Source organism: Isoptericola sp. NPDC057653 (assembly GCF_042799955.1).
In the GTDB taxonomy this organism is placed as follows: Bacteria; Actinomycetota; Actinomycetes; order Actinomycetales; family Cellulomonadaceae; genus Isoptericola.
Genome location: NZ_JBHVHP010000001.1, coordinates 653,013 through 676,530, shown reverse-complemented (window position 1 = coordinate 676,530; position 23,518 = coordinate 653,013). Strand labels below are relative to the sequence as shown.

The 23,518-nt window shown below is 75.8% G+C and carries 22 protein-coding genes; 11 read left to right on the top strand and 11 right to left on the bottom strand.

What is annotated here, in order from left to right:
- The first annotated feature begins 2 nt into the window (after positions 1 to 2).
- Positions 3 to 2,525: an ATP-binding protein gene (locus ACFU9A_RS03005; protein WP_430573777.1), complete on the top strand. Its 2,523-nt coding sequence runs from the start codon at positions 3 to 5 to the stop codon at positions 2,523 to 2,525.
- Complete coding sequence (locus ACFU9A_RS03000) at positions 2,522 to 3,238, top strand: response regulator (RefSeq protein ID WP_430573776.1); 717 nt, start codon at positions 2,522 to 2,524, stop codon at positions 3,236 to 3,238. The genes ACFU9A_RS03005 and ACFU9A_RS03000 overlap by 4 nt, the downstream gene beginning before the upstream one ends.
- Positions 3,239 to 3,258: 20 nt before the next feature.
- On the opposite strand, the gene dapA is transcribed toward ACFU9A_RS03000, so the two are convergent.
- Complete coding sequence (gene dapA, locus ACFU9A_RS02995; protein WP_430573775.1) at positions 3,259 to 4,287, bottom strand: 4-hydroxy-tetrahydrodipicolinate synthase; 1,029 nt, start codon at positions 4,285 to 4,287, stop codon at positions 3,259 to 3,261.
- A 122-nt stretch (positions 4,288 to 4,409) separates the two neighbouring features.
- On the opposite strand from dapA, the gene ACFU9A_RS02990 reads away from it, so the two are divergent.
- Genes ACFU9A_RS02990 through ACFU9A_RS02980 form a run of 3 tightly spaced genes read left to right on the top strand, consistent with a single transcriptional unit; the run spans position 4,410 to position 5,883 of the window.
- On the top strand, positions 4,410 to 4,922 hold the full coding sequence (locus ACFU9A_RS02990; protein ID WP_430573774.1) for a hypothetical protein: 513 nt from the start codon (positions 4,410 to 4,412) through the stop codon (positions 4,920 to 4,922).
- Positions 4,919 to 5,413, top strand: a complete 495-nt coding sequence (locus tag ACFU9A_RS02985; RefSeq protein ID WP_430573773.1) for a hypothetical protein — start codon at positions 4,919 to 4,921, stop codon at positions 5,411 to 5,413. Before ACFU9A_RS02990 ends, ACFU9A_RS02985 begins: the two co-directional genes overlap by 4 nt.
- A complete protein-coding gene (locus ACFU9A_RS02980) occupies positions 5,410 to 5,883 on the top strand; it encodes an Lrp/AsnC family transcriptional regulator (RefSeq protein WP_430573772.1) in 474 nt (157 codons plus the stop codon). Before ACFU9A_RS02985 ends, ACFU9A_RS02980 begins: the two co-directional genes overlap by 4 nt.
- Positions 5,884 to 5,905: 22 nt before the next feature.
- Here ACFU9A_RS02980 and ACFU9A_RS02975 read toward each other — a convergent pair whose 3' ends face one another.
- Positions 5,906 to 7,375 (bottom strand): dicarboxylate/amino acid:cation symporter, encoded by a 1,470-nt coding sequence (locus ACFU9A_RS02975; RefSeq protein ID WP_430573771.1) that lies wholly within the window; start codon positions 7,373 to 7,375, stop codon positions 5,906 to 5,908.
- A gap of 460 nt (positions 7,376 to 7,835) precedes the next feature.
- On the opposite strand from ACFU9A_RS02975, the gene ACFU9A_RS02970 reads away from it, so the two are divergent.
- Entirely contained in the window at positions 7,836 to 8,795 is a 960-nt protein-coding gene (locus ACFU9A_RS02970; RefSeq protein ID WP_430573770.1) for an arginase family protein, read from the top strand.
- A gap of 16 nt (positions 8,796 to 8,811) precedes the next feature.
- On the opposite strand, the gene ACFU9A_RS02965 is transcribed toward ACFU9A_RS02970, so the two are convergent.
- The 5 genes from ACFU9A_RS02965 to hutH all read right to left on the bottom strand — a co-directional run bounded on the left by ACFU9A_RS02965 (position 8,812) and on the right by hutH (position 15,424).
- On the bottom strand, positions 8,812 to 10,026 hold the full coding sequence (locus ACFU9A_RS02965) for a PrsW family intramembrane metalloprotease (RefSeq protein ID WP_430573769.1): 1,215 nt from the start codon (positions 10,024 to 10,026) through the stop codon (positions 8,812 to 8,814).
- Positions 10,023 to 10,622, bottom strand: a complete 600-nt coding sequence (locus ACFU9A_RS02960; RefSeq protein ID WP_430573768.1) for a hypothetical protein — start codon at positions 10,620 to 10,622, stop codon at positions 10,023 to 10,025. Before ACFU9A_RS02960 ends, ACFU9A_RS02965 begins: the two co-directional genes overlap by 4 nt.
- A 138-nt stretch (positions 10,623 to 10,760) precedes the next feature.
- The gene (gene hutI / locus ACFU9A_RS02955; RefSeq protein WP_430573767.1) at positions 10,761 to 12,050 is read right to left on the bottom strand and encodes an imidazolonepropionase; all 1,290 of its coding nucleotides are present in this window, start codon (positions 12,048 to 12,050) and stop codon (positions 10,761 to 10,763) included.
- Position 12,051: 1 nt separating this feature from the next.
- Entirely contained in the window at positions 12,052 to 13,749 is a 1,698-nt protein-coding gene (gene hutU, locus ACFU9A_RS02950) for a urocanate hydratase (RefSeq protein WP_430573766.1), read from the bottom strand.
- A gap of 34 nt (positions 13,750 to 13,783) precedes the next feature.
- Entirely contained in the window at positions 13,784 to 15,424 is a 1,641-nt protein-coding gene (hutH, locus tag ACFU9A_RS02945; protein WP_430573765.1) for a histidine ammonia-lyase, read from the bottom strand.
- 89 nt (positions 15,425 to 15,513) lie between these two features.
- Between hutH and ACFU9A_RS02940 the strand changes: the two genes are divergently transcribed.
- The gene (locus ACFU9A_RS02940; protein WP_430573764.1) at positions 15,514 to 16,272 is read left to right on the top strand and encodes an IclR family transcriptional regulator; all 759 of its coding nucleotides are present in this window, start codon (positions 15,514 to 15,516) and stop codon (positions 16,270 to 16,272) included.
- Between the two features lie 84 nt (positions 16,273 to 16,356).
- On the opposite strand, the gene ACFU9A_RS02935 is transcribed toward ACFU9A_RS02940, so the two are convergent.
- A complete protein-coding gene (locus tag ACFU9A_RS02935) occupies positions 16,357 to 17,622 on the bottom strand; it encodes an amidohydrolase (RefSeq protein ID WP_430573763.1) in 1,266 nt (421 codons plus the stop codon).
- Between the two features lie 130 nt (positions 17,623 to 17,752).
- Between ACFU9A_RS02935 and ACFU9A_RS02930 the strand changes: the two genes are divergently transcribed.
- Entirely contained in the window at positions 17,753 to 18,223 is a 471-nt protein-coding gene (locus ACFU9A_RS02930; RefSeq protein WP_430573762.1) for a hypothetical protein, read from the top strand.
- A gap of 9 nt (positions 18,224 to 18,232) precedes the next feature.
- Here ACFU9A_RS02930 and ACFU9A_RS02925 read toward each other — a convergent pair whose 3' ends face one another.
- The gene (locus ACFU9A_RS02925) at positions 18,233 to 19,081 is read right to left on the bottom strand and encodes a siderophore-interacting protein (RefSeq protein WP_430573761.1); all 849 of its coding nucleotides are present in this window, start codon (positions 19,079 to 19,081) and stop codon (positions 18,233 to 18,235) included.
- A 147-nt stretch (positions 19,082 to 19,228) separates the two neighbouring features.
- Between ACFU9A_RS02925 and ACFU9A_RS02920 the strand changes: the two genes are divergently transcribed.
- Positions 19,229 to 19,699, top strand: coding sequence for a pyridoxamine 5'-phosphate oxidase family protein (locus ACFU9A_RS02920; protein WP_430573760.1), 471 nt, complete (start codon positions 19,229 to 19,231; stop codon positions 19,697 to 19,699).
- 5 nt (positions 19,700 to 19,704) lie between these two features.
- On the opposite strand, the gene ACFU9A_RS02915 is transcribed toward ACFU9A_RS02920, so the two are convergent.
- The gene (locus ACFU9A_RS02915) at positions 19,705 to 20,844 is read right to left on the bottom strand and encodes an epoxide hydrolase family protein (RefSeq protein ID WP_430573759.1); all 1,140 of its coding nucleotides are present in this window, start codon (positions 20,842 to 20,844) and stop codon (positions 19,705 to 19,707) included.
- A 145-nt stretch (positions 20,845 to 20,989) separates the two neighbouring features.
- Between ACFU9A_RS02915 and ACFU9A_RS02910 the strand changes: the two genes are divergently transcribed.
- Together ACFU9A_RS02910 and ACFU9A_RS02905 are read left to right on the top strand one after the other, a co-directional pair.
- A complete protein-coding gene (locus tag ACFU9A_RS02910) occupies positions 20,990 to 21,940 on the top strand; it encodes a helix-turn-helix transcriptional regulator (RefSeq protein ID WP_430573758.1) in 951 nt (316 codons plus the stop codon).
- Positions 21,941 to 22,008: 68 nt separating this feature from the next.
- Complete coding sequence (locus tag ACFU9A_RS02905) at positions 22,009 to 22,512, top strand: hypothetical protein (RefSeq protein ID WP_430573757.1); 504 nt, start codon at positions 22,009 to 22,011, stop codon at positions 22,510 to 22,512.
- Positions 22,513 to 22,522: 10 nt separating this feature from the next.
- Here ACFU9A_RS02905 and ACFU9A_RS02900 read toward each other — a convergent pair whose 3' ends face one another.
- The gene (locus ACFU9A_RS02900; RefSeq protein ID WP_430573756.1) at positions 22,523 to 23,464 is read right to left on the bottom strand and encodes a D-2-hydroxyacid dehydrogenase family protein; all 942 of its coding nucleotides are present in this window, start codon (positions 23,462 to 23,464) and stop codon (positions 22,523 to 22,525) included.
- Positions 23,465 to 23,518 lie beyond the last annotated feature (54 nt).

Sequence of the window (23,518 nt, the reverse complement as noted above, 5' to 3'; positions counted from 1 at the left end):
GCATGGGTCGTGGACGGCTGCGTGTCCTCCTCGGGGCGGCGCCCGGCGTGGGCAAGACCTACGCCATGCTCGAGGAGGGCAAGCACCTGCGCGACGCCGGCAAGGACGTCGTGGTCGCGGTCGTGGAGACCCACGGCCGCGCCGCGACCGCCGCCATGGCGCGCGGGCTGGAGGTGGTGCCACGGGTCGCGGTGACGCACCGGGGCGTGGAGCTCGACGACCTCGACCTCGACGCGGTGCTGGCCCGCCGGCCGGACGTCGCGCTCGTCGACGAGCTGGCGCACACCAACGCGCCCGGCCTCTCCCACGAGAAGCGGTGGGAGGACGTCGACCGGCTGCTGGACGCCGGGATCGACGTCCTCTCGACGGTGAACATCCAGCACATCGAGTCGCTCAACGACGTGGTCGAGAAGATCACGGGCGTCGCCCAGCGGGAGACGATCCCCGACGCCGTCCTGCGCGCCGCCGACCAGATCGAGGTCGTGGACCTGGCACCGCAGGCGCTGCGCGACCGGCTCTCCTCCGGCGTCGTCTACCCGGCCGAGCGCGTGGACGCGGCCCTGTCGAACTACTTCCGCCTCGGCAACCTCACGGCGCTGCGCGAGCTCGCGCTGCTGTGGCTGGCCGACGAGGTCGACGCCGCCCTGCAGCACTACCGCACCGAGCACGGGATCGACTCGACGTGGGAGGCCCGCGAGCGGGTCGTCGTCACGCTCACCGGCGGCCCCGAGGGCGAGACGCTGCTCCGGCGCGGGGCGCGGATCGCGGCGCGGTCCGCCGGCGGCGACCTCCTCGCCGTGCACGTCACGAGCCAGGACGGCCTGCGCGGCGCCACCCCGGGCGCCCTGGCGCAGCAGCGGCTGCTCGTCGAGCAGCTCGGCGGCACCTACCACCAGGTGGTGGGCGACGACATCCCGACGGCGCTGGTCGAGTTCGCCAAGGGGGTCAACGCGACCCAGCTGGTCATCGGCGTCTCGCGGCGCAGCCGCCTGTCGGCAGCGCTGAGCGGCCCGGGGATCGGCGCGACCGTGACCCGCGAGGCCGGCAACATCGACGTCCACATCGTCAACCACGCCGCCGCCGGGGGCCGCTCCCGCCTGCCGCGCCACGGCGGCGCCCTGACGATGAAACGCCGCGTCATCGGGTTCGTCCTCGCGCTGGTCGGCGGCCCGCTGCTGACGTGGGGCCTCGTGACGTTCCGCACCGAGGAGTCGATCATCTCCGACGTCCTCGCCTACCAGCTGCTGGTGGTCGTGGTGGCGCTGGTGGGCGGCGCGTGGCCCGCCGTCTACGCCGCGGTGCTCTCCGGGGTCACCCTCGACTACTTCTTCATCGCGCCGTACCACACCATCACCGTGGGCGAGCCGCTCCACATCGTCGCCCTCGTCCTCTACGTGGTGATCGCGATCCTCGTGAGCGTCGTGGTCGACCAGGCGGCGCGGACCACCCGCGCCGCGCGGCGGGCGGCGGCGGAGTCCGAGGTCCTCGCCACGGTCGCGGGCAGCGTGCTGCGCGGCCAGGACGCGGTGCAGGCGCTGGTGCACCGGGCGCGCGAGGCGTTCGGCCTCGCCGGGGCGCGCCTCGTCTCCGACGGGGCGGTGCTGGCCTCCGACGGAGAGGTGCCCGAGGGCGCGGCCCGCACGACGATCGACGTCGACGGCCGGGCGGCCCTGGAGCTCTACGGCGCCGACCTCGAGGCCTCCGAGCGCCGCCTCCTGCGCGTCATCGCGGCCCAGCTCCAGGCGGCCCTGGAGCACAACGACCTCGCGGAGGTCGCCAGCGAGGTCGACCAGCTCGCCGAGTCGGACCGCGTGCGGAGCGCGCTCCTCTCCGCCCTCAGCCACGACCTGCGCCGCCCGCTCTCGGCCGCCGCGGCCTCCGTCAGCGGCCTGCGGACCGACCCCGGCACCCTCTCCGACGCCGACCGCGCCGAGCTCCTGGAGACGGCGGACGAGAGCCTCACGTCCCTGTCCACCCTCATCACCGACCTGCTGGACGTGAGCCGCCTCGAGGCCGGGGTGCTCGGGGTGTCCCGGTCCCCGGTCGACGCGGCCGACGTCATCCTGCCCGCGCTCGACGAGCTGCACCTCGGGCCCGGGCAGGTGGAGCTGGACCTCGACCTCACCGTCCCGCTCGTGCTGGCCGACCCGGTGCTGCTGCAGCGGGTCGTGGTGAACCTGCTCGCCAACGCGACCCGGCACTCGCCCGCGGGGCGCCGGGTCCGCCTCACCACCAGCACGTTCGCCGGCACGGTCGAGATCCGGGTGGTCGACCACGGCCCGGGGATCCCCGCCGACCGGCGCGAGGACGTGTTCGTCCCGTTCCAGCGCCTCGGCGACACCGACAACACGACGGGGCTCGGGCTCGGGCTGGCGCTGTCGAAGGGGTTCGTCGAGGGGATGGGTGGGACGCTCGTCCCCGAGGACACCCCGGGCGGCGGCCTCACCATGGTCGTCGCGCTGCCCGCCGCCGCGCCGTCGACCGCACCCGACCAGCCCGACCGACCGGAGACCACCGCGCCATGAAGATCCTCATCGCCGACGACGACCCGCAGATCCTGCGCGCCCTGCGGATCACCCTGACGGCGCAGGGGTACGAGATCGTCACGGCCGTCACGGGCACCCAGGCGATCGCGCGGGCCGTCGACCACCGCCCCGACGTCTTCATGATCGACCTGGGCATGCCCGAGCTGGAGGGCATCGACGTCATCCACGCCATCCGGGGCTGGTCCGACGCCCCGATCCTCGTCGTGTCGGGGCGCAGCGGCGCCGCGGACAAGGTCGAGGCGCTCGACGCGGGCGCCGACGACTACGTCACCAAGCCCTTCTCCATCGAGGAGCTGCTGGCCCGCATCCGCGCCCTCACCCGGCGCGTGACGCACGAGGACTCCGACCCCGTGGTGCAGCTGGGCGACGTCACCGTCGACCTCTCCGCGCACAGCGTCACCCGCACCCGCGGCGGCGCGACCGAGCACGTGCGCCTCACGCCCACGGAGTGGCAGATGCTCGAGCGTCTGGTCCGCAACCCGGGCAAGCTCGTCACCCGCCAGACGCTCCTCACGGAGATCTGGGGGTCCGAGCACGTGAGCGACACCGGGTACCTGCGGCTGTACGTCGCGCAGCTGCGCCGCAAGCTGGAGCCCGACCCCGCGGTGCCGCGCTACCTCATCACCGAGGCGGGCATGGGCTACCGCTTCGACCCGGACGGCGGGCAGGCCGAGGCCGCGGCCGAGGCGTAGCGGCCGCCCGGCGCGAGCGCTCACGTCGGGCGGTGCGCCTGCAGCGCGCCCCCGGCCAGCGCGTCGGCGGCGAGCGCGACCCGGGCCAGCGCCGGGTCGACCGACGCGGGGACGGCCGCGAGGTCCGCGACCACCGCGTCCGCCTCCTCGGGCTCGGGCCCGACGAGCGGCAGCCGCACCCGCGGGCCGTCGACCCGGCCCAGCGCGTGCAGCACGGCCTTGGTCGCGACCGCCGGCGGCACGTGGTCGTTCAGCGCGCGGGCCAGCGGCAGCAGGTCGCGGTGGGCCGCCGCCGCGGCGGCCAGGTCGCCCGCCGCCGCGGCGTCGATCAGCCGGCGGTAGGACGCCGGCGCCACGTTCGCGGCGACGCCCACCAGCCCGGCGGCGCCCGCGGCGAGGGCGGGCAGCGCGGTGGCGTCGTCACCGCCGTAGCAGGCGAGCCCGGTGTCGCCGGCGACCCGCGCGACGCGGGCGAGGTCGCCGCCCGACTCCTTCAGCGCGACGACGTTCGGGTGCTGCGCCGCGCGGGCCAGGGTGGGCTCCGCGAGGCGCGAGCCGGTGCGTCGCGGGACGTCGTACAGCATGACGGGGAGGTCGGTGGCGTCCGCCACCGTCCACAGGTGCGCCAGCAGCCCCGCCTGCGAGGGGCGGCAGTAGTACGGCGTCACCACCATCAGCGCCTCGGCGCCCGCCTCCTCCGCGGCCTGCGACAGCACCACGGAGTGCGCGGTGTCCGCGCTGCCGGAGGCGGCGACGACGGTGGCCCGGCCGCCGAGCACGTCCACCGCGCACACGACGAGGTCGGTGCGCTCGTCGTCGGTGAGCGTCGTCCCCTCCCCCGTCGTGCCGCCCACGACGACGCCGTCCGCGCCGTCGCGCGCCAGGGCGTCGAGGTGTCGTTCGAAGCCCGCGACGTCGACCGTGCCGTCCGCGCGGAACGGGGTGACGGCCGCGACGAGCAGGCGGCCCAGCGGCGCCGGCGCAGGGTCCTGAGCGGGGTCCTGAGCGGGGTCCGGGGCGGGGTCCGGGGCGGGGGTCTCGGGAGGCATGTCTGCACCGTAGGGACGTCCGGGCGCGGCGTCCGCGTGCCCGGCGTGAGGATCCGGGCCGCCCCCGCATGCGTTCCGTGAGGGGCGGTTCCCGGCGGCCGGCCGGGCAGTAGACCGGAGACATGACCCTCACGACCCTGCTGCCGACGCTCCGGCGCAGCCTGCCCGACCCGCTGGCCCGGCACCTGTGGCCCACCTGCACCGCCGCGACGACGACCGACGTGCTCGTCGGCGGGGTGTCCATGCACCAGCTCGCGCGGCTGTGCGGCACCCCGTGCGTGCACAGCGCCGCCGCCTGGACGGTGCGCACCCGCCGCACCGTGGCGCCCGGGCTCGCGGCGGTCGTCGTGACGACGGTGACGGCCGTGGCGCGGAGCGCGGACGGCGGGCTGCGGGTCGCGCTGGACGCGCGACCGGCGGCCGCGGTGCACCCGGTCTGGTCGGAGCTGCGGCTCCTCGGGCGGGCGTCGACGGCGGCCGTCGTCCCCGTCTGGTGCGGCGACGACGCCGACGGGCCGGTCGTGCTGCCCGGTGACCTCCGCGCCGGCGACCTGCTCGCCGTCCCGTGCGCCGCCCCCACCGCGCGGCGCGACGTCCTCGGCCCCCGGGCCCGCACCCTGCGAGGCACGCGATGAGCCTGCTGCACACCGCGCTGTCCGCACGCCGGGCCGCCCGCCGGGCGGAGCTCCAGGCGTGGCCGGAGGGCTCGGAGCTCACCCCGGACGACGTGCTCGTCGACCGCACCAGCCTGGCCCGGCTCGCCGAGCACTACGCGACCCCGCGCGTCTACGTCCCGGTCGGGGCGGACGTCACCCGGGTCGACCGCTTCTGGGGCGAGTCGCCCGTGCGCTGCGTCGTCCTCGCGCGCGTGGAGGACGCCGTCCCGCGCCTCGGGGAGGAGGCGCGGCAGGCCTGGCTCGACGCCGACCTCGACCGGTGCACGGCCCTGGTCGAGCGGGCGCGGCTCGTGGGTCGCGCGTCGCAGGAGCCGCCGCGCCGGTTCACCGTGCACCCCGCGCCGGGCCGCGGCGGTCCCGCCGTCTGGCTGCCGCGCGACCTGCGCCGGGGCGACGTCCTCGCGGTCCCGTGCACGGGTCTCGTCCAGCCGTCGGACGTGCAGCGGTGACGCGCGCGGCCGCGGGCGTCGACCCCGCCGACCGGCGGATCCTGACCGAGATCCAGGCGGACGGGCGCCTGACGCTGTACGAGCTGTCCACGCGCACCGAGCTCACGGTCTCGACGTGCCACCGCCGCCTGCGGGCGCTGGAGCGGTCCGGGGCGATCCGCGGCTACCGCGCCCGGCTCGACCCCCGCGCCCTGGGCCTGGAGGTCGAGGCGGTCGTCTTCGTGACGATGGCCGCCACCGACCCCGGCACCGTCGGGAGGTTCGAGGCCGCGGTGGACCGGGTCGGCGAGGTCCGGGCCGCCCAGCGGCTGCTGGGCGACCCGGACTACCTGCTGCGGGTGGTCGTGGCCGACCTCGGCGCCTTTCACCGGCTCCACGACGGGTGCCTGCGAGCGCTGCCCGGGGTGGCCCGCCTGAGCTCCACGCTCGTGCTGGCCACCCCGGTCGACGACCGCGGCCTGGCGGTCTGACTCCGGTCCGACGCCGACCGTGTCAGGCGTTCGCGGGCACCGGCTCCCGCTCGGCCGGCGCGACCTCGTCCTGCGTCGCGTCGTCCTGCGCGGCCCGGTCCTCCGCCGCCTCGTCCTCGTCGAACAGGTGCTCCGACGACGCGGCACGGTACTGCTCGAGGTCGAGGATGCCCTCGCGCTTGGCGACGATCGTCGGGACCAGCGTCTGGCCGGCGACGTTCACCGCGGTGCGGCCCATGTCGAGGATCGGGTCGACGGCGAGCAACAGGCCCACGCCCGCGAGCGGCAGCCCGAGGGTGGACAGCGTGAGGGTCAGCATGACCATCGCGCCGGTGAGGCCGGCGGTCGCGGCGGAGCCCACCACGGACACGAACGCGATGAGCAGGTAGTCGGTCAGCGACAGGTCGATGCCGAAGATCTGCGCCACGAAGATCGCGGAGATGGCCGGGTAGATCGAGGCGCAACCGTCCATCTTCGTCGTCGAGCCCAGCGGCACCGCGAACGACGCGTACTCGCTCGGCACGCCGAGGTTGCGCTCCGTGACGCGCTGCGTGACCGGCATCGTGCCCACCGACGAGCGGGACACGAACGCGAGCTGGATCGCGGGCCACGCGCCCTTGAACCAGGCGACGACGCCGAGGCCGTTGGCCTTCAGCAGCACCGGGTAGACGACGAACAGGACGAGGGCGAGGCCCACGTAGATCGCCACGGAGAACGAGGCGAGCGAGCGCAGCGACTCCCAGCCGTAGGTGGCGACGGCGTTGCCGATGAGGCCCATCGTGCCCAGCGGGGCCAGGCGGATGATCCACCACAGCACCTTCTGCACGATGGCGAGCGCCGACTTGTTGAACGCGAGGAACGGGTCGGCCTTGGCGCCGGACTTCAGCGCGGCGATGCCGATGACCAGGGCGACCACGAGGATCTGCAGCACGTTGAAGCTGATGCCGGTCTCCGCCGTGAACGCGCCGTCCGCGCCCGCCTCGACCGACGTCGAGGCGCCGAGGCCCAGCACGTTGGTCGGGATGAGGCCGTTGAGGAAGTCGAGCCACGTGCCGGTGGAGGACGGCGCGGCGCCGTCCGCCACGGACAGCGTCGTGTTGTGGCCGGGCTGGAACACCAGGCCCAGGCCGATGCCGATCGCCACCGCGATCGCGGCGGTGATCGCGAACCAGAGCAGCGTCTGCCCGGCCAGGCGGGCCGCGTTGGTGACGGTGCGCAGGTTGGCGATCGACGCGACGATCGCCGTGAAGATCAGCGGCGGCACGATCGCCTTGAGCAGGGTGACGAACGACGAGCCGATGGTGGCGAGCGTCGTCGTCAGGCCGTTGGGCGTCTCGCCGTCGGCCTGCGTGCCGAGGGAGAGCGCGAGCCAGCCGAGCAGCACGCCGAGGCCCAGGCCCAGCAGGATCTGGACCGAGAAGGACGGGAGGCGCAGACCCTTGCGGGCACGGGGTTCCGTACCGGGGATCTTCGCCGTGGAGGAGCGGGACACGAAGGAGCCTTTCGCCTCGGGCGCACGGGGCGCCGGGGTGGGGACGGCGGCGGGGCGCGGCCGTCCGGGAGGTCAGGGGTGCACGGGTGCGAGGACGCACGGTGCGGGGACGCGGGAACGGGCGGCGGCGCGTGGGGCCGGGGCGCTCGTGGTGGCGTCGGGTGCCGCGTCGTCGGCGTCGACGACGGTCAGCGAGGGGTCAGCGACACCCGGGTCGACGACACAGCGCGCTCGAGACGCGACGGAAGTCGACGTCGATGCGCGCGGTGAGGTCGGTCCTCACGGGGACGCTGACAGCCACAGGTGCTCCAAGCAGGGTCGGGATCGACGGGGATCGGGCGACCGAATGATCGACGCGATCGATGGTGGGTATCGAACCCACGAATGCAGCACCCTAACAGCGGGGTGTCGCGGCGCCCAGGGTGTGTGAGTGACGTCATGGTGGCCGTACGGTCGGCGGGTGACCTCCGCCGCCCTGCCCCACGACCCCCTCTGGCCGCGCGCGGGCGCGTGGCCTGCGCCGTCGCCCGAGGACGCTCCCGCCGACCTCGCCCTGATCGGCGTCCCCACCTGGCGCACGTCCCTGTCGACGACGGGGGCGCACGCGACGCCCGCGGCCGTGCGCGACGCGCTGCGCCGCTACGGCCCCGCCCTGATCGAGGGGCCGGGCGGCGCGCCCGTCGACCTCGGGCAGCTCACCGTCGTCGACCACGGCGACGTGACCGAGCCCGACGGCCCGGACGGCGAGGCCCGCGCCCGCGCCGCGGTGGCCGCCGCGCTGGGTGCGGACGGGACGCGGGCGCGCGCCCTCGTCGCGCTGGGCGGGGACAACGCCCTCACCGTCCCGGTCGCCCTGGGGGCGTGGGGCGACGACCTGGCCACCGCCGGCCTCGTCACCCTCGACGCCCACCACGACCTGCGCGACGGCGTCTCCAACGGCTCGCCCGTGCGCCGGCTCGTCGAGGCGGGCCTGGACCCGGCGCGCGTCGTGCAGATCGGCATCGCGGACTTCGCCAACTCCGCCGCCTACGCCCGCCGGGCGCGCGACCTGGGCATCACGGTCGTGACGCTCGACGAGGTCCGGCGGCAGCTCCACGGACGCGGCCCCGGCGGTCTCGACGACGTCGTCCGTGACGCCCTGGCCGTCGCCGGCTCCGGCGGCGGGCCGGTCCACCTGGACGTCGACGTGGACGTCTGCGACCGCGCCGTCGCCCCCGGCTGCCCGGCCAGCGTGCCCGGCGGTCTCGCCGCCTGGGAGCTGCGCGCCCTCGTCCGCGCCGCGGCGGCCGACCCGCGCGTCCGCTCCGTCGACCTCGCCGAGGTGGACGCCACCGCCGACGCCCCCGACGGCCGCACCGTCCGCCTCGCCGCCCTCTGCGTGCTGGAGGTCCTGGCCGGCGTCGCCCTGCGCCCGAGCTAGCGCCCGCCCCGGAGGGTCAGGACGGATCCTCGCCGACCTCGGCGAGGCGTCGCAGCCGCACGGTCTCGGCGCGGGCGTGGACGACCGCGTCGGACTCGCTGCCCCGGGCCTCGGCGATGGTGTGCGTGAGGTCGAGGACGGCGCGGCGCCAGTGCGTGCGCGCACGGCGGGCGCGGCGGTGGGGAGCGGCCCTGCGGAACGCCTTGCGGGCCTTCCTGTCCACGACGGCCTCGACGGAGCCCGCCCCGAGCGTCCCGGCCGCGACCTCGGGGGCCAGGATGTCGCGCACGAACTGGTGCTCGCGGGGGGCGGCGGCGCGGAAGGCGACCGCGAGGAGCACCATCGCGAGAGCGATGGACGCGGCCATCACGGCGATGGTCCGCAACCCGCTGTTCCCGCCGAGCCCGGCGGCGTCGTCCCAGGTGAAGTGCAGGAACATGCCGGCCAGGACGAACGCGACGCCGCGACCGACCCGTCGGGGCTGCGCCCGGGTCCCGATCAGGTAGACGGCTCCGCTGCACACCAGGGCGCTGAACAGCGGATGGGACACCGCGCTGGTGGCGATGCGGGTGAACGAGATCGACACGGCGTGGCTCACCGGGTCGGTGCCGAACGCCGCGGCCGTGCCGTTGGCGGCGTAGAGGAAGTCCTCGAAGACGGCGAACCCGAGTCCGACGAACGCGCCGATCACGAGGCCGTCGTTGGCCGTGCGGACGAGCCTCGGCGCCAGGCCCCAGAGCAGGAGGAAGCCGCACAGCTTGGCGGTCTCCTCGGTGAACGGCGCCGTGAGGCCGGCGGCCCAGTCGGCGCTCCACTCCTGGCCGAGCAGCTTGGCGTAGATGTTCAGCATCGCGCTGTTGACCGGCAGCGCGAACGCGAACGTCGCGGGGATCGCGCCCCAGACCAGGGCCGCCGCCACCAGGCCTGCCGGCTCGTGCTCCCAGCGGTCGATGTGGTGGAACCACCACGCCCACGCGGCACCGCACAGCAGGCACAGCACCGCGGCGACGGCGAACGCGTCCGCGTAGAAGGTGAGCTTGGGACCGAAGTAGGACCACACGTGCAGGGCGCCCACGCCGGTCAGGACGAGGTAGACCCAGAAGCACAGGTTCCGCGGCTGGACGAAGGTGAAGCGCTCGCCCCAGCCGGAGACGTCCAGCGCACGGGCCTGGCGGCGGCGCGCCTCGGCCATCACCTGCGGGTCGTCGGTCCCCGTCGTCGGCGTGTTCACGAGTCGCCCCGGGAGTCCGTGGCACGGATGCTCGCGATCATCTCGTCGATCTGGGGCGCGGCGGCCCGCATCTGCGCCTGCGGGCCGGACGCGGTGACCTCCACCCCCGTGCCGTCGATCACGAAGGCGGCGATCACCCCGTCGCCACGCACGCTGCTGTAGGGCTGCAGCACCCCGACCTCGCCGGAGTCCGTGGTCGTGGTCGTCGGGGCGCCGTCGACGCGGAACGTCGGGTCGTCGGTCGCGGTGGTGACCTTCTCGATCTGTGCCAGCAGCTGCGCCGGCGTGCCGTCGAAGGAGTCGGGCACGAGGTCCGCGACGACGCCGGCGCCGGTCACCGTGGCCTCGCCGCTCTGCGACGCGGCGCCGCTGCCGTCGGTCCGGTAGCCCGCCTCGATGTTCCACCCGGTCGGCGGAGCGACGACGACCGTGCTCGCCAGGGCCAGCTCGTCCCCGGCCGCGACCGGGTCGTCCCACGTGATCGCCGCGTCGACCCGGGGGACCACGACCGCGAAGAGCAGGAAGACCGCGACCACGAACACCCCGAAGGGGAACGTCCGCCGGTCGAGCCCGAGCACGCGGTGCTCGACCGGCACCGCGACGAGACTCGAAGAACCCTCCACCACCGACCCCCTGACGTCCCACCGACGGCGCACCACGAACCTAGCGGCACGCCGCCGACGGCGCGCGGGCACCGGCCGGGACGCGACGGCCGCCGGGACGGGGCGACGCGCTCACCCGGCGAGGTGGCGGCCGTCCTTCCACACGGCGTGCACCAGCGGGACGCCCGGGCGGTAGGCGAGGTGGGTGCGGCTCGGGGCGTCGAGGACGACGACGTCGGCGCGGGCGCCGGGCGCGAGGTGCCCGACGTCGTCGCGGCGCAGGGCGCGGGCCCCGCCGGCGGTCGCGGCCAGGACGGCCTCGGGGACGGTCATCCCCATCTCGCGGACGGCCAGCGCCACCATCAGCGGCATGGAGCTCGTGTACGACGAGCCGGGGTTGCAGTCGCTGGCCAGCGCGACGACGGCGCCCGCGTCGAGCAGCCGCCGCGCGTCGGGGTAGGGCTGGCGGGTGGAGAACTCGACCCCCGGCAGCAGCGTCGCGACGGTCCCCTGCGCCTCGCCGGGGCCGGGCCGGGAGACCGACCAGGAGCCCGCGAGCGCGGCGACGTCGTCGTCGGAGAGGAAGGTGCAGTGGTCCACGGCGGCGGCGCCGAGCTCGACGGCGAGCCGCACGCCCTCCCCCGGGCCGAGCTGGTTGGCGTGCACCCGCACGCCGAGCCCGGCGGCCGCGCCCGCCTCCAGCACCCGGCGCGACTGCGCGGGCGTGAACGCGCCCGTCTCGCAGAACGCGTCCACCCAGCGCGCGTGCGGCGCGCAGGCGTCGAGCATCTCGCCGACCACCAGGTCGACGTAGGCGTCGGCGCCCCCGGCGTCGCCCGCGAACTCCGGCGGCACGACGTGCGCGCCGAGGAACGTCACCTCCTCGGTGACCTCCGACGCGAGCCGCACGGACCGTTCCTCGTCGGCGACGGACAGCCCGTAGCCGCTCTTGGTCTCGAGCGTGGTGGTGCCCTGCGCGAGCGCCTGGTCGACGTGCCGGCGCAGCCCGGCCCGCAGCGCGTCGTCCGACGCCGCGCGCGTCGCCGCGACCGTGGTGCGGATGCCGCCCGCGGCGTACGGGCGGCCGGCCATGCGGGCCTCGAACTCGCCCGACCGGTCGCCGGCGAACACGAGATGGGAGTGCGAGTCGACGAAGCCGGGCACGACGGCGCGGCCCTCCACGCCGACGACACGGTCCGGCGCGCGGCCCAGCGCCTCCTCGACGCCGGCCGCGACGTCACGCTCGGGGCCGGCCCAGACCACGCGCCCGCCGTCGAGCAGCAGCGCGGCGTCCCGGACGAGGCCGGTCGGGTCGTCGTCACCCCCGCCGTGCGCCGGCGACGGGGCGTTGGTCGTGAGCTCGCCGATCCCGAGGATCAGGGTCGCCGGGTGCGACCCGCCCGGGTGCTCCACCTCGCGCACGTCACACCTCCGCGTCGGGCCGGTCCGTCTCCAGCATGGGCACGCGCAGCCCGCCCCGCGCGGCGGCGGCCGCGGCGTCGTCGTACCCGGCGTCGACGTGCCGCAGCACGCCCAGGCCCGGGTCGTTGGACAGGACGCGCGCGAGCTTCTGCGCCGCGAGGTCGGTGCCGTCCGCGACGGACACCTGCCCGGCGTGGATGGACCGCCCCATGCCGACGCCGCCCCCGTGGTGCAGCGACACCCAGGTGGCGCCCGACGACGCGGCGGTGAGCGCGTTGAGCAGCGGCCAGTCGGCGATGGCGTCCGAGCCGTCCGCCATGCCCTCCGTCTCCCGGTACGGGGAGGCGACGGACCCGGAGTCGAGGTGGTCGCGCCCGATGACGACCGGCGCGCTCACCTCCCCGGACGCGACGAGGTCGTTGAACGCCAGCCCCGCGCGGTCGCGCTCGCCGTGCCCGAGCCAGCAGATGCGGGCGGGCAGCCCCTGGAACGCGACGCGCTCCTGGGCGGCGCGGATCCAGCGGTGCAGGTGGTCGTCGTCGGGGAAGAGGTCGAGGACGGCCTTGTCGGTGGCGGCGATGTCGCGCGGGTCGCCGGACAGCGCGGCCCACCGGAACGGGCCCTTGCCCTGCGCGAACAGCGGCCGGATGTACGCGGGGACGAAGCCCGGGAAGTCGAAGGCGCGGTCGAAGCCGCCGCGGCGCGCCTCGTCGCGGATCGAGTTGCCGTAGTCGAACACCTCGGTGCCCGCGTCGAGGAAGCCCACCATGCCCTCCACGTGCCGGGCCATCGACTCGCGCGCCCGGTCGGTGAACTCCTCCGGCTTGGCGGCGGCGTAGTCGGCCCACTCCTCGACCGACACCCCGAGGGGCAGGTACGACAGCGGGTCGTGCGCCGACGTCTGGTCGGTGACCACGTCCACCGCGACGCCGCGGCGCAGCAGCTCCGGCACGACGTGGGCGCTGTTGCCCACCACGCCGACCGACAGCGCGCGCCTCTCGGCGCGGGCCGCCTCGACGCGACGGACGGCGTCGTCCAGGTCGTCCGCGACCTCGTCGAGGTAGCGCTCGCGCACGCGCCGCTCCAGGCGCGACCGGTCGACGTCGACGACGAGGCACGCGCCGCCGTTGAGCGTGACGGCGAGCGGCTGCGCGCCGCCCATGCCGCCGCACCCGCCGGTGAGCGTGAGGGTCCCGGCGAGCGTGCCGCCGAACCGCTTGGCGGCCACCGCGGCGAGCGTCTCGTACGTGCCCTGGAGGATGCCCTGCGCGCCGATGTAGATCCACGACCCGGCCGTCATCTGGCCGTACATCGTCAGGCCCTGCGCCTCCAGGCGGCGGAACTCGGGCCACGTCGCCCAGTCGCCCACGAGGTTGCTGTTGGCGATGAGCACGCGCGGCGCCCACTCGTGCGTGCGCAGCACGCCCACCGGCTTGCCCGACTGCACCAGCAGCGTCTCGTCCTCGCCCAGCGTCGTGAGGGTGCGGACGATGGCGTGGTAGCTCGGCCAGTCGCGGGCCGCGCGGCCGGTGCCGCCGTAGACGACGAGGTCGTCGGGGCGCTCCGCCACCTCCGGGTCGAGGTTGTTCATGAGCATCCGCAGCGGGGCCTCGGTCTGCCAGCTGCGGGCGGTGAGTGTCGTGCCGCGCGGGGCGCGGACGGGCACCGGGGTGCCGCGGTCGTACGTGGCGTGGGACATCGGCGTCTCCTTGGAGCTCTTGGGGGGCGGCGGGTCAGGCGAGCGGGCCGACGGCGGCGCCCGCGGCGGCGGCGACCTCGCCGCCGGCGACGAGCCTCGTCACGGCCTCGATCTCGGGGGCGAGGAACCGGTCCGGCCCGGGGCCGGGGACGGCGGTGCGCAGCAGCGCGTGGACGGCGCCGGTGCCCGCGGCGGGCACGAGCCCCGTGTCCGGGGTGCAGCGCAGGTCGAGGGCGCGGGCGGCCGTCATGAGCTCGATCGCGAGCACGCGGCCGAGGCCGTCGACGGCGCGGCGCAGCTTGCGCGCCCCGGCCCAGCCCATGGACACGTGGTCCTCCTGCATCGCCGACGAGGGGATGGAGTCGACGCTCGCCGGCGCGGCCAGGCGCTTGAGCTCGGAGACGATCCCGGCGGCCGTGTACTGGGCGATCATCAGGCCCGAGTCGACGCCCGGGTCGTCGGCGAGGAACGCCGGCAGGCCCTCGTTGCGCGCGACGTCGAGGAACCGGTCCGTGCGGCGCTCGCTCATGCTGGCCACGTCCGCCACGGCGACGGCGAGGAAGTCGAGCACGTACGCCACGGGCGCGCCGTGGAAGTTGCCGTTCGACTCGACCCGGCCGTCCACGGTGACGACGGGGTTGTCGATGGCCGACGCGAGCTCGCGCCCGGCGACCGCCTCCGCGTGGTCGACGGTGTCCCGCGCGGCACCGTGCACCTGCGGCGCGCAGCGCAGCGAGTACGCGTCCTGCACGCGGGTGCACTCCGGGCGGCCGTCGGCGTCGAACGTCCGGTGGCTCGCCACGACCGGCGACCCCGCGAGCAGGGCGCGCAGGTTCGCGGCCGACGCCGCCTGGCCCGGGTGCGGGCGCATCCCGACGAGGTCCGCCGCGAACGGCGCGTCCGAGCCGAGCAGCGCCTCCACGCTGGACGCCGCCGCGACGTCGGCCGTCGCGAGCAGGCGGTGCAGGTCGTCGAGGGCCAGGCAGAGCATGCCGAGCATGCCGTCGGTGCCGTTGATGAGGGCCAGGCCCTCCTTCTCGCGCAGCTCCAGCGGCGCGATGCCGGCCACCGCGAGCGCCTCTCCCCCGTCCCGCAGCTCGCCGCCGGCGTCGCGCACCCGGCCCTCGCCGAGCGCGGCCAGCGCCACGTGCGCCAGGGGCGCGAGGTCGCCCGAGCAGCCGAGCGAGCCGTACTCGTGCACGACGGGCGTGACGCCCGCGTTGAGCATCGCGGCGTACGTCTCGGCGACGACGGGGCGGGCGCCCGTGCGGCCGGTCGCGAGGGTGGCCAGGCGCAGCAGCTGCAGCGCGCGCACCACCTCCCGCTCCACCTCGGGGCCGCTGCCCGCGGCGTGCGAGCGCACCAGCCCGAGCTGCAGCTGGGCCCGCTTCTCGGTGGGGATGTGGCGACGGGCGAGGGCGCCGAAGCCGGTGGAGACGCCGTAGTGGGGGCGGTCGTCGTCGGCCAGCGACTCGACGACGGCGCGGCTCGCGGCCATCCCCGCCAGCGCGCCGTCGGTGAGGCGCACGCGCGCGCCGTGCCGGGCGACCGCCACGACGTCGTCGACGGTCAGGGGGTCTCCCGTGACCTCGACGACGACGTCGGACCGGGACGCGACCGGGTGGGTCGTCGTGCGGCCGGCGGGGTCGCCGGCCTGCTGCAGCGTTGCGGACATGGGCCCAGCACACACCGTCGCGGGGCCGCTGGACACGGGGTCCGGCGAGGTTCAGTCTGGGATCCCAGACACCGGGACGAGGAGGCACGATGGCGGACGTCCCGGCGGCGCGGAGCGCGCTGCGGGTGCTCACGTACCTCGCGGCGCAGGCGGGCCCGGTCCCGGCGGCGGCGGTGGCGCAGCACCTGGGCCTGCCGCGCTCCACCGTCTACCACCTGCTCACGGTGCTCGTGGACGAGGGGTTCGTGACCCACCTGCCGGAGGAGCACCGCTACGGGCTGGGGACGGCGTCGCTGTCGCTCGGGTCGGCGTACGCGCGGCAGGCGCCGCTCGCGCGGCTGGCCCGCCCCGTCGTCGCGCGGCTCGTGGAGACCACCGGGGAGAGCGCGCACCTCGCCGTCCTGCACGGCAGGGAGGTGCTGTACCTCGTGGAGCAGCGCGCGCCGCACCGGCCCAGCCTGGTGACCGACGTCGACGTCCGCCTGCCCAGCCACCTCACCGCCAGCGGCCGCGCCGTGCTGGCGCTGCTGCCCGCCGCGCAGGTGCGGGCGCTGTTCCCGTCGGCAGCGGCGCTCGCCGACCGCACGGGCGTCGGGCCCCGCACCCTGCGCGACCTGCGCGAGGTGCTGCGCGACACCCGCCGCCGCGGCCACGCGACGGAGGACGGCGAGGTCACGACCGGCCTCGCGTCGGTCGCGCACGCCGCCCTGGACCACACCGGCCACCCGGTGGCGGGGGTCGCGCTGACGTTCTGGTCCGAGGACGTCGACGACGGCCGCCGCGCGGAGCTCGCCGCCGCCGCGGGCCGCGCCGCCGCGGAGATCAGCCGCCGGCTGGGCGCGCGCTGACCCCCGCGGGGAATCGAGCGTGCTGGATTGCTCCTCGAACGGGCCGGTTGAGGAGCAAGTCAGCACGCTCGATGCGTTCCCGGGTCAGTCGAGCCACTCCTGGGCGGCGGCGACGAGGGTCGCGACGCCGAGGTCGAGGGTCGGCTCGGGCGCGGGCGCGAAGAACGGCGAGTGGTTCGACGCGACGCCGGCGGGGAGGCGGCCGGCCGACAGGTCGACGCCGGCGAAGAGGCTCGGGTCGAAGCCGCCGAGGAACCAGTACACGAGGGGCACCCCGGCGTCGGTGGCGAGCTCGCCGACGTCCTCCGACGCGGCCATGGGCGGCAGGGTCAGGACCGCGGGCCGGCTGCCGGCGGCCTCGATCAGCGCCCGCTGCTCCTCCAGGGCGCCGGCGAGCACCGCACTCGTGCGCGCGGTGGCCGCCGGGTCGTTCACCAGGGCCGGGAAGGCGTTGGTGGTCTCGATCTCGGGCGGCTCGGTGGCGCCCGACGCGGCGGCCTCGGCCTCGGAGATGCGCCGGATCGCACCGAGCACGCGCTCGCGCACGGGCTCCGTGAAGGTGCGCACGTTGACCAGCAGCTCGGCACGGTCCGGGATGATGTTGGCCTGCGTCCCGGCGCTGATCGCGCCGACCGTCACGACCGCCGAGTCGCCCGCGGCGATCTCGCGCGACACGACGCCCTGCAGCCGCTGCACGGTGGCCGCGGCCATGAGGACCGGGTCCACCGTGGTCTCCGGCATCGACCCGTGCCCGCCGCGCCCGTGCAGCGTGATCCGCAGCGAGTCGGTGGCCGACATCGCGACGCCCGGGGTCACGCTCACCACGCCGGCGGGCGTGGGCATGACGTGCTGGCCGAGGACGACGTCCGGCGCGCCGCCGACGGTCGCGTACAGGCCGTCGTCGAGCATCGCCCGCGCCCCGTTGCCGAGCTCCTCCGCGGGCTGGAAGACGAGCAGGAGCGTGCCCGACCAGGCGTCGCGCCGCTCGGCGAGCACGGCGGCCGCGCCGAGCAGGCACGTGACGTGCACGTCGTGGCCGCAGGCGTGCATGACGCCCGTCTCCTGGCCGTCGGGGCCGGTGGCGACCTGCGTCGACGCGTACGGCAGGCCCGTGCGCTCGGTCACGGGAAGCCCGTCCATGTCCGCCCGCAGCAGTACGCGCGGCCCGGGGCCGTTCGCGAGGACGCCCGCCACGCCGGTGCCGCCGATCCCCTCGTGCACGTCGTAGCCCCAGCCGCGCAGGCGGTCGGCGACGATCCCGGCGGTGCGGTGCTCGGCGAACCCGAGCTCGGGGTGGGCGTGGAGGTCGGTGTAGATCGCCGTCAGCTCGGACGTGGTCAGCGCGCTCATGGACGTCATCGTGCCCTCGGTCGCGGGCTTCGACATCCGGTGAGCGCCCGATGACGGGGAGGAGGGCTGTGTGCAAGATCTCCACGCGGTCGTAAGCATTTATTCAGGTCAGCAGTGCAGAATCGTGCCCATGACGTCGACGACGACTTCGAAGGGCAAGACGACGACCCGTCTGGCCGCGGTGAGCCTGCTCGCCGTGACCATGATGCTGGGCGCGTGTTCCGCCCCCACCGAGGACGTCCAGTCGTTCATCGCGGACGCGAAGAGCCAGGCCGAGGCGCTCGACGTCGACCTCCAGCAGCTGCAGCAGGTCACCAAGGTCCCCGCCGCGCTGCGCGGCCAGGTCGCCGACGCGATCGGCTCCGCCCAGGCCGCGACCGACGAGGCGCGCGACGCGCTCGCCCGGGCCGCCACCGCCGCCGACGGCGCGGTGGTCGCCCTGGAGGACGCGCAGGTCGCGCTCGAGGCCGCGTCCGCCGAGGTCCGGTACGTCACCGACGCCGCCCGGGAGAAGGGCGCGAGCCAGGTCGCCGACCAGCTCTCCAAGCTCCAGGAGCAGATCGACGCCCTGCGCGGCGAGACGCAGAGCGCGGTCGCCTGACCCGTCCCGTCAGTCCGGGTCGGTCGGGTCGATCGGCAGGTGGTGGTCGAGGTTGACCACCCCGCGCCGCCAGTAGCCGGAGACCAGCACCTGCTCGGCGGGCAGCCCCAGCTCGCGGCGCAGGTAGCGGCGCACGGGCACGAGGTCGCCGGCCTCGCCGAGCCCGACGAACAGCTCGTCGGGCTCCAGCCCGCCCAGGGACCGGACGGCGTCGGCGAGCTGCCCGGGCCCGTCGGTGCGGTAGAGGATCTCGACGGTCGCGCCGTCGAGCTCGTCCTCGACGTGGGCCTCGTCGACGTCGTCGCCGATCTCGACGATCGCCGTCACGGGGACGTCGGGGCCGACGGCCTCGGCCCAGCGCGCGAGGGCGGGCAGTCCGGTCTCGTCGCCGACCAGCGTGAGCCGCCCGATCCCCTCCGGCAGCCCCGCGCTGCCGTTCGGCCCCGCGAGCACCACCTCGTCGCCCTCCGCCGCGCGGGCCGCCCACGCCGACGCCGGGCCCTGGTCGCCGTGCAGCACCCAGTCGACGTCGACCTCCGCGGCCCCGTCCACCACCCGCGCGGCGCGGACGGTGAGGTCGCGCGAGATCGAGACGACGCCGGTCGGGCGCTGCAGGCCGCCGTCCGCGGCCAGCGCGGGGGCGTGCAGCTCGCCGGTGGCCGGGTCGGGCAGGAAGACCTTCACGTGGTCCTCCGGGCCCGTCGCCCGCAGTGCCGCCAGGGACGTCACGGCGGCGGGGTCCGCGCCGGCGACGTCGCGGAACGTCGTGCGGCGCAGCGTGTCGCTCAGCTCGCGGACGGCGTGCACGCGCACGCGGCGGGGGACGAGGTCGAGGCGGGTGCGGGGGCGGGTGAACACCCCCCGATTCCACCACGGCCCCCGGGCCCGCGGCCTCGGCCCTCCGGCCGGCGTGCCCGCCCGGCACCGCCACCGATGACTTCGCGGCGCGGCGCGGGTCTGCCCGCCATGACCGACCCCGCCCCGACCGATGCCATGACCGATGCCATGACCGAGCTCGCCGCCGACGCCGAGCGCGTCCTCGCCACCGTGCGGTACGTCGCGCTCGCGACGATCGACCCGGACGGCGCCCCGCGCGTCTCCCCGGTGTTCTTCACCCGCGACGGCGCGGACGTCTACTGGGTGTCCTCGCCGCAGGCCCACCACTCGCGGAACCTGGAGCGGGAGGCGCGCGTCGAGGGCGTCGTCTTCGACTCCACGGTCCGCGTCGGCGGGGCGGAGGCCGTGTACCTCACGGGGCGGGCGCGGCGCGTTCCCGACGCCGAGCTGGCGGCGCGCTGCGCTGCCGCCTATGCCGACACCCGGGACGGCGTGGCCTTCGCGCCCGACGAGCTGTCGGGCGACGCCGACCTCCGGCTGTACGTCCTGGAGGTCGACCGGGGGGAGGCGCTCGTGCGCGGGCGCCATCCCGCCCTGGGCACGGGCATCGACCGCCGGGTGCCCGTGCCCGTCCGCTGACGCCGTCAGCCGAAGAAGACCCGCAGGTCGGCGACCACGTCGTCGGGCACCTCCAGCGCCGCGTAGTGACCGCCGCGCGCGAACTCCGACCAGTGCTCGATGCGCGCGTTGTCGCGCTCGGCGAAGGCGCGGATCGTCTGGAAGTCGTCCTTGAAGACCGCCACCCCGATCCGCCCGGTGCTGACGACCGGCTCGGCGCCGGAGCGCTGCTCCGCGTAGTGGTAGCGCGCGGCGGTGGCGTAGGTGTTGGTGAGCCAGTAGAGCGTGGCCTGCGCCAGCACCTGCTCCGGGGCGACGAGGGCGGTGCCGTTGCCGAAGCTCTCGAACAGCTCGTGGTAGGCCAGCGTCGCGACGGGCGAGTCCGCCAGACCGGCCGCCATCGTCTGGGGTCGCGACGCGTTCATGACGTTGTAGGCGCCGACGGACTGGAACCACTGCAGGTGGCCGAGCGCGGCGTACTCCTTCTCGCCGAACCCGTCCATCTCCCCCTCGGCGCCGGACGGGAACGAGAAGAGCTGCAGCACGTGCGCGCCGAGGAAGCCCTCGGGGTCGAGGACCGCGAGCTCGCGGGAGACCATCGCGCCGCCGTCGCTGCCGTGGATGCCGTAGGACGCGTAGCCGAGTCCGCGCATGAGCGCGTCGTAGGTGCGGGCGACGCGCGCCATCGTCCAGTCGCCGGCGGCGACCGGCGTCGAGAACCCGAAGCCGGGCATGGACGGGACGACGACGTCGAAGGCGTCCTCCGCCCGGCCGCCGTGGGCCACCGGGTCGACGAGCGGGTCGATCATGTCGAGGAAGTCGAGCACCGAGCCGGGGTAGGTGTGCGCGAGCAGCAGCGGCGTCGCGTCCGGGTGGGGCGACCGCACGTGCAGGAAGTGCAGCGGCTGGCCGTCGATCTCGGTCATGAAGGCCGGGTACGCGTTCAGCCGGTTCTCGACGGCGTGCCAGTCGAAGTCCTTCCAGCGCTCGACCATGCCGCGCAGGTAGGACTCGGGGGTGCCGTAGTCCCACGAGTCGCCGGGGGCGGCCGGGGCGAAGCGGGTGCGCTCGAGGCGCTCGCGCAGGTCGTCCAGGTCGGCCTGCGGCACGTGCACGGAGAAGGGGCGGAGCTCCAGGGTGGTCGCGGCGGGCGTCGTGGCGTTCATGGCGTTCTCCCGAGGTCGTGAGCCGGGCCCTCGCCCCAGCTCCTGACACCCACACTAGGAAGGGTTCAGGAACGGTTCGTTCCGTTATTCTGGACGGGTTCCGACGAGTTCTCCGCGGGCACGGACCGTCCTCGGGGAGGGCACCATGAGCTCCACCTCGGCACGGCTGCTGGCGCTGCTCGGGCTGCTCCAGTCGCGGCCCGACTGGTCCGGTGCCGAGCTCGCCGACCGGCTCGGCGTCACCGGCCGCACGGTGCGCAACGACGTCGCGCGTCTGCGCGAGCTCGGCTATCCCGTGCACGCCGTGCGCGGCCCGGGCGGGCGCTACCGGCTGGGTGCGGGCGCCCGGCTGCCCCCGCTGCTGCTCGACGACGCCGAGGCCGTCGCGGTCGCCGTCGGCCTGCGCGCCGCGACCGGCACCGCGGGGTTCGAGGAGTCGGGCCAGTCGGCGCTCACCAAGCTGGAGCAGGTGCTGCCCGACCGCCTGCGGCGCCAGGTCTCGGCCCTGCGGACGGCGTCGACGGCCGGGCCGGCGAACACCGGGCCCTACACCGAGGAGCCCGAGGTCGACCCGGAGGAGCTCACGGCGCTGGCCGCCGCGATCCGGGACCGCCAGCGGGTGCGATGCGACTACCAGGACGAGCCGCTGGAGCTCGAGCCGCACCACCTGGTCGCGTGGCAGCACCGGTGGTTCCTCGTGGCCCGCGACCCGGCGGACGGCACCTGGGCGCCCTACCGCGTCGACTGGCTGCGGCTGCGGACCCCCGGCGGGCGGCGGTTCACCCCGGTCGAGTTCCCCGGCGACCTGACGACGTTCGTCGTGCAGGAGGTCGCGCGCACCGGATGGGCGTTCCACGCTCGCGTCGTGGTCGACGCGCCCGCGCAGGAGGTGCTGGACCGGATCAACCCGGCCGTCGGCACGGTGCAGCCGCTGCCCGACGGCCGCTGCGTGCTCGTCACCGGCGGCGACAGCGCGGAGGTCGTCGCCGTCTGGATCGGCCTGCTCGGCCTCGACTTCCACGTCACCGAGCCGCCCGAGCTGGTGGAGCACCTGCGCGCGCTGGCCGCGCGGTACGCCCGCGCGGTCCCCGACTGACCGCGCCCGCCGGGCTCCCGGCGGGCGGGTGCTGGCGCGACCGGCCGGTGCTCCGCGACACTGTGCCGGTGAGCGATCCGTACCAGCCGTACCAGCCGTACTCGCAGCCCGGCCAGCAGGCCGCGCCCCAGGCCGGGGGGCCGCACCCGCAGGGCTACGCGCAGCCCGGCCACGCCCCGGCCGACGAGGCCCCGGGATACCCGCAGCCCGGCTATGCCCAGGCCGGCCATCCCCAGGCCGGGTACCCGCAGGGGGCATATCCGCAGGGTGCGTACCCGCAGGGCGGCTACGCGTACGGCTACCCGCCGGAGGACCCCGGCAAGGCGATGGGCATCGTCGGGTTCGTCATGGCCTTCCTGTTCGCGCCCGCCGGCATCGTGCTGTCCGCCATCGGGCGGTCGCAGTCGCGCCGCGCCGGCTTCCCGAACCCGCTCGCCACGTGGGGGCTGTGGCTGTCGATCGTGTTCACCGCGGTCTCGGTGCTCTACGTGCTCTTCTTCGTGGTGCTGCTCGGCTTCGGCCTGTTCGGCGCTGCCACGTACGGCGACTACTCGTCCGCGCTGACGGTCTGAGCCGCCCCGCTCAGGTCAGGACGCGCACGGGCGCGCCGGCCGCCCATGCGGCGACGTCCTCCACCGCCTGCCCGTAGAACGTGCGGTAGGTGCCCTCGGTGACGTAGCCCAGGTGCGGGGTGAGCACGGTGCGCGGCGCGGACCGCAGCGGGTGGTCGGCGGGCAAGGGCTCGGCGTCGTGCACGTCGAGGCCGGCCCCGCCGATGCGGCCCTCGTGCAGCGCGGCGAGCAGCGCGCCGGTGTCGACGAGCGGGCCCCGCGAGGTGTTGACGAGGATCGCGGTGCGCTTCATGCGCGCGAGGTCGTCGTCGCCGACGATGCCGCGGCTGCGGTCGCTCAGCTTGTAGTGCACGGTGACGACGTCCGACGTCGCGAACAGCTCGTCCTTCGCGACGGGGCGCACGCCGAGCCCCTCCGCGTGCGCCGGGTCCAGGTGCCGGCTCCACGCGACGACGTCCATGCCGAACGCGAGGCCGACGCGCGCCACCCGCGACCCGAGGCGTCCGAGGCCCACGACGCCCAGCCGGCGGCCCTCCAGGTCCCCGCCGACGGTGTGCTGCCACCCGCCGTCGCGCACCGCCCGGTCCTCCGCGGGCACGTGCCGCAGCACCGCCAGGATCAGCGCCCACGTGAGCTCCGGCGTGGCGTTCGTCGGCGAGTCCGTGCCGCACACGACGACGCCGCGCGCGCGGGCCGCGTCGAGGTCGATGGCCGCGTTCTGGCGCCCGGTCGTCACCAGCAGCCGCAGGTCGGGCAGCCGCGCCAGCCGCGCGGCCGTGAACGGCGTGCGCTCCCGCATCGCCACCACGACGTCGTAGCCGTCGAGCGCGGCGACCACCGCGTCGTCGTCGGGCAGCGGGCGGTCGACGAACGCGACCTCGGCCCCCAGCCCGGCCCAGTCGGCGAAGCGGTGGGCGACCCGCTGGTAGTCGTCCAGGACGGCGACGCGCATCGAAGACCTCCTCGGGGGCCCGGCGGTCGGGCCGTGCCGACGCTACTCCCCGCG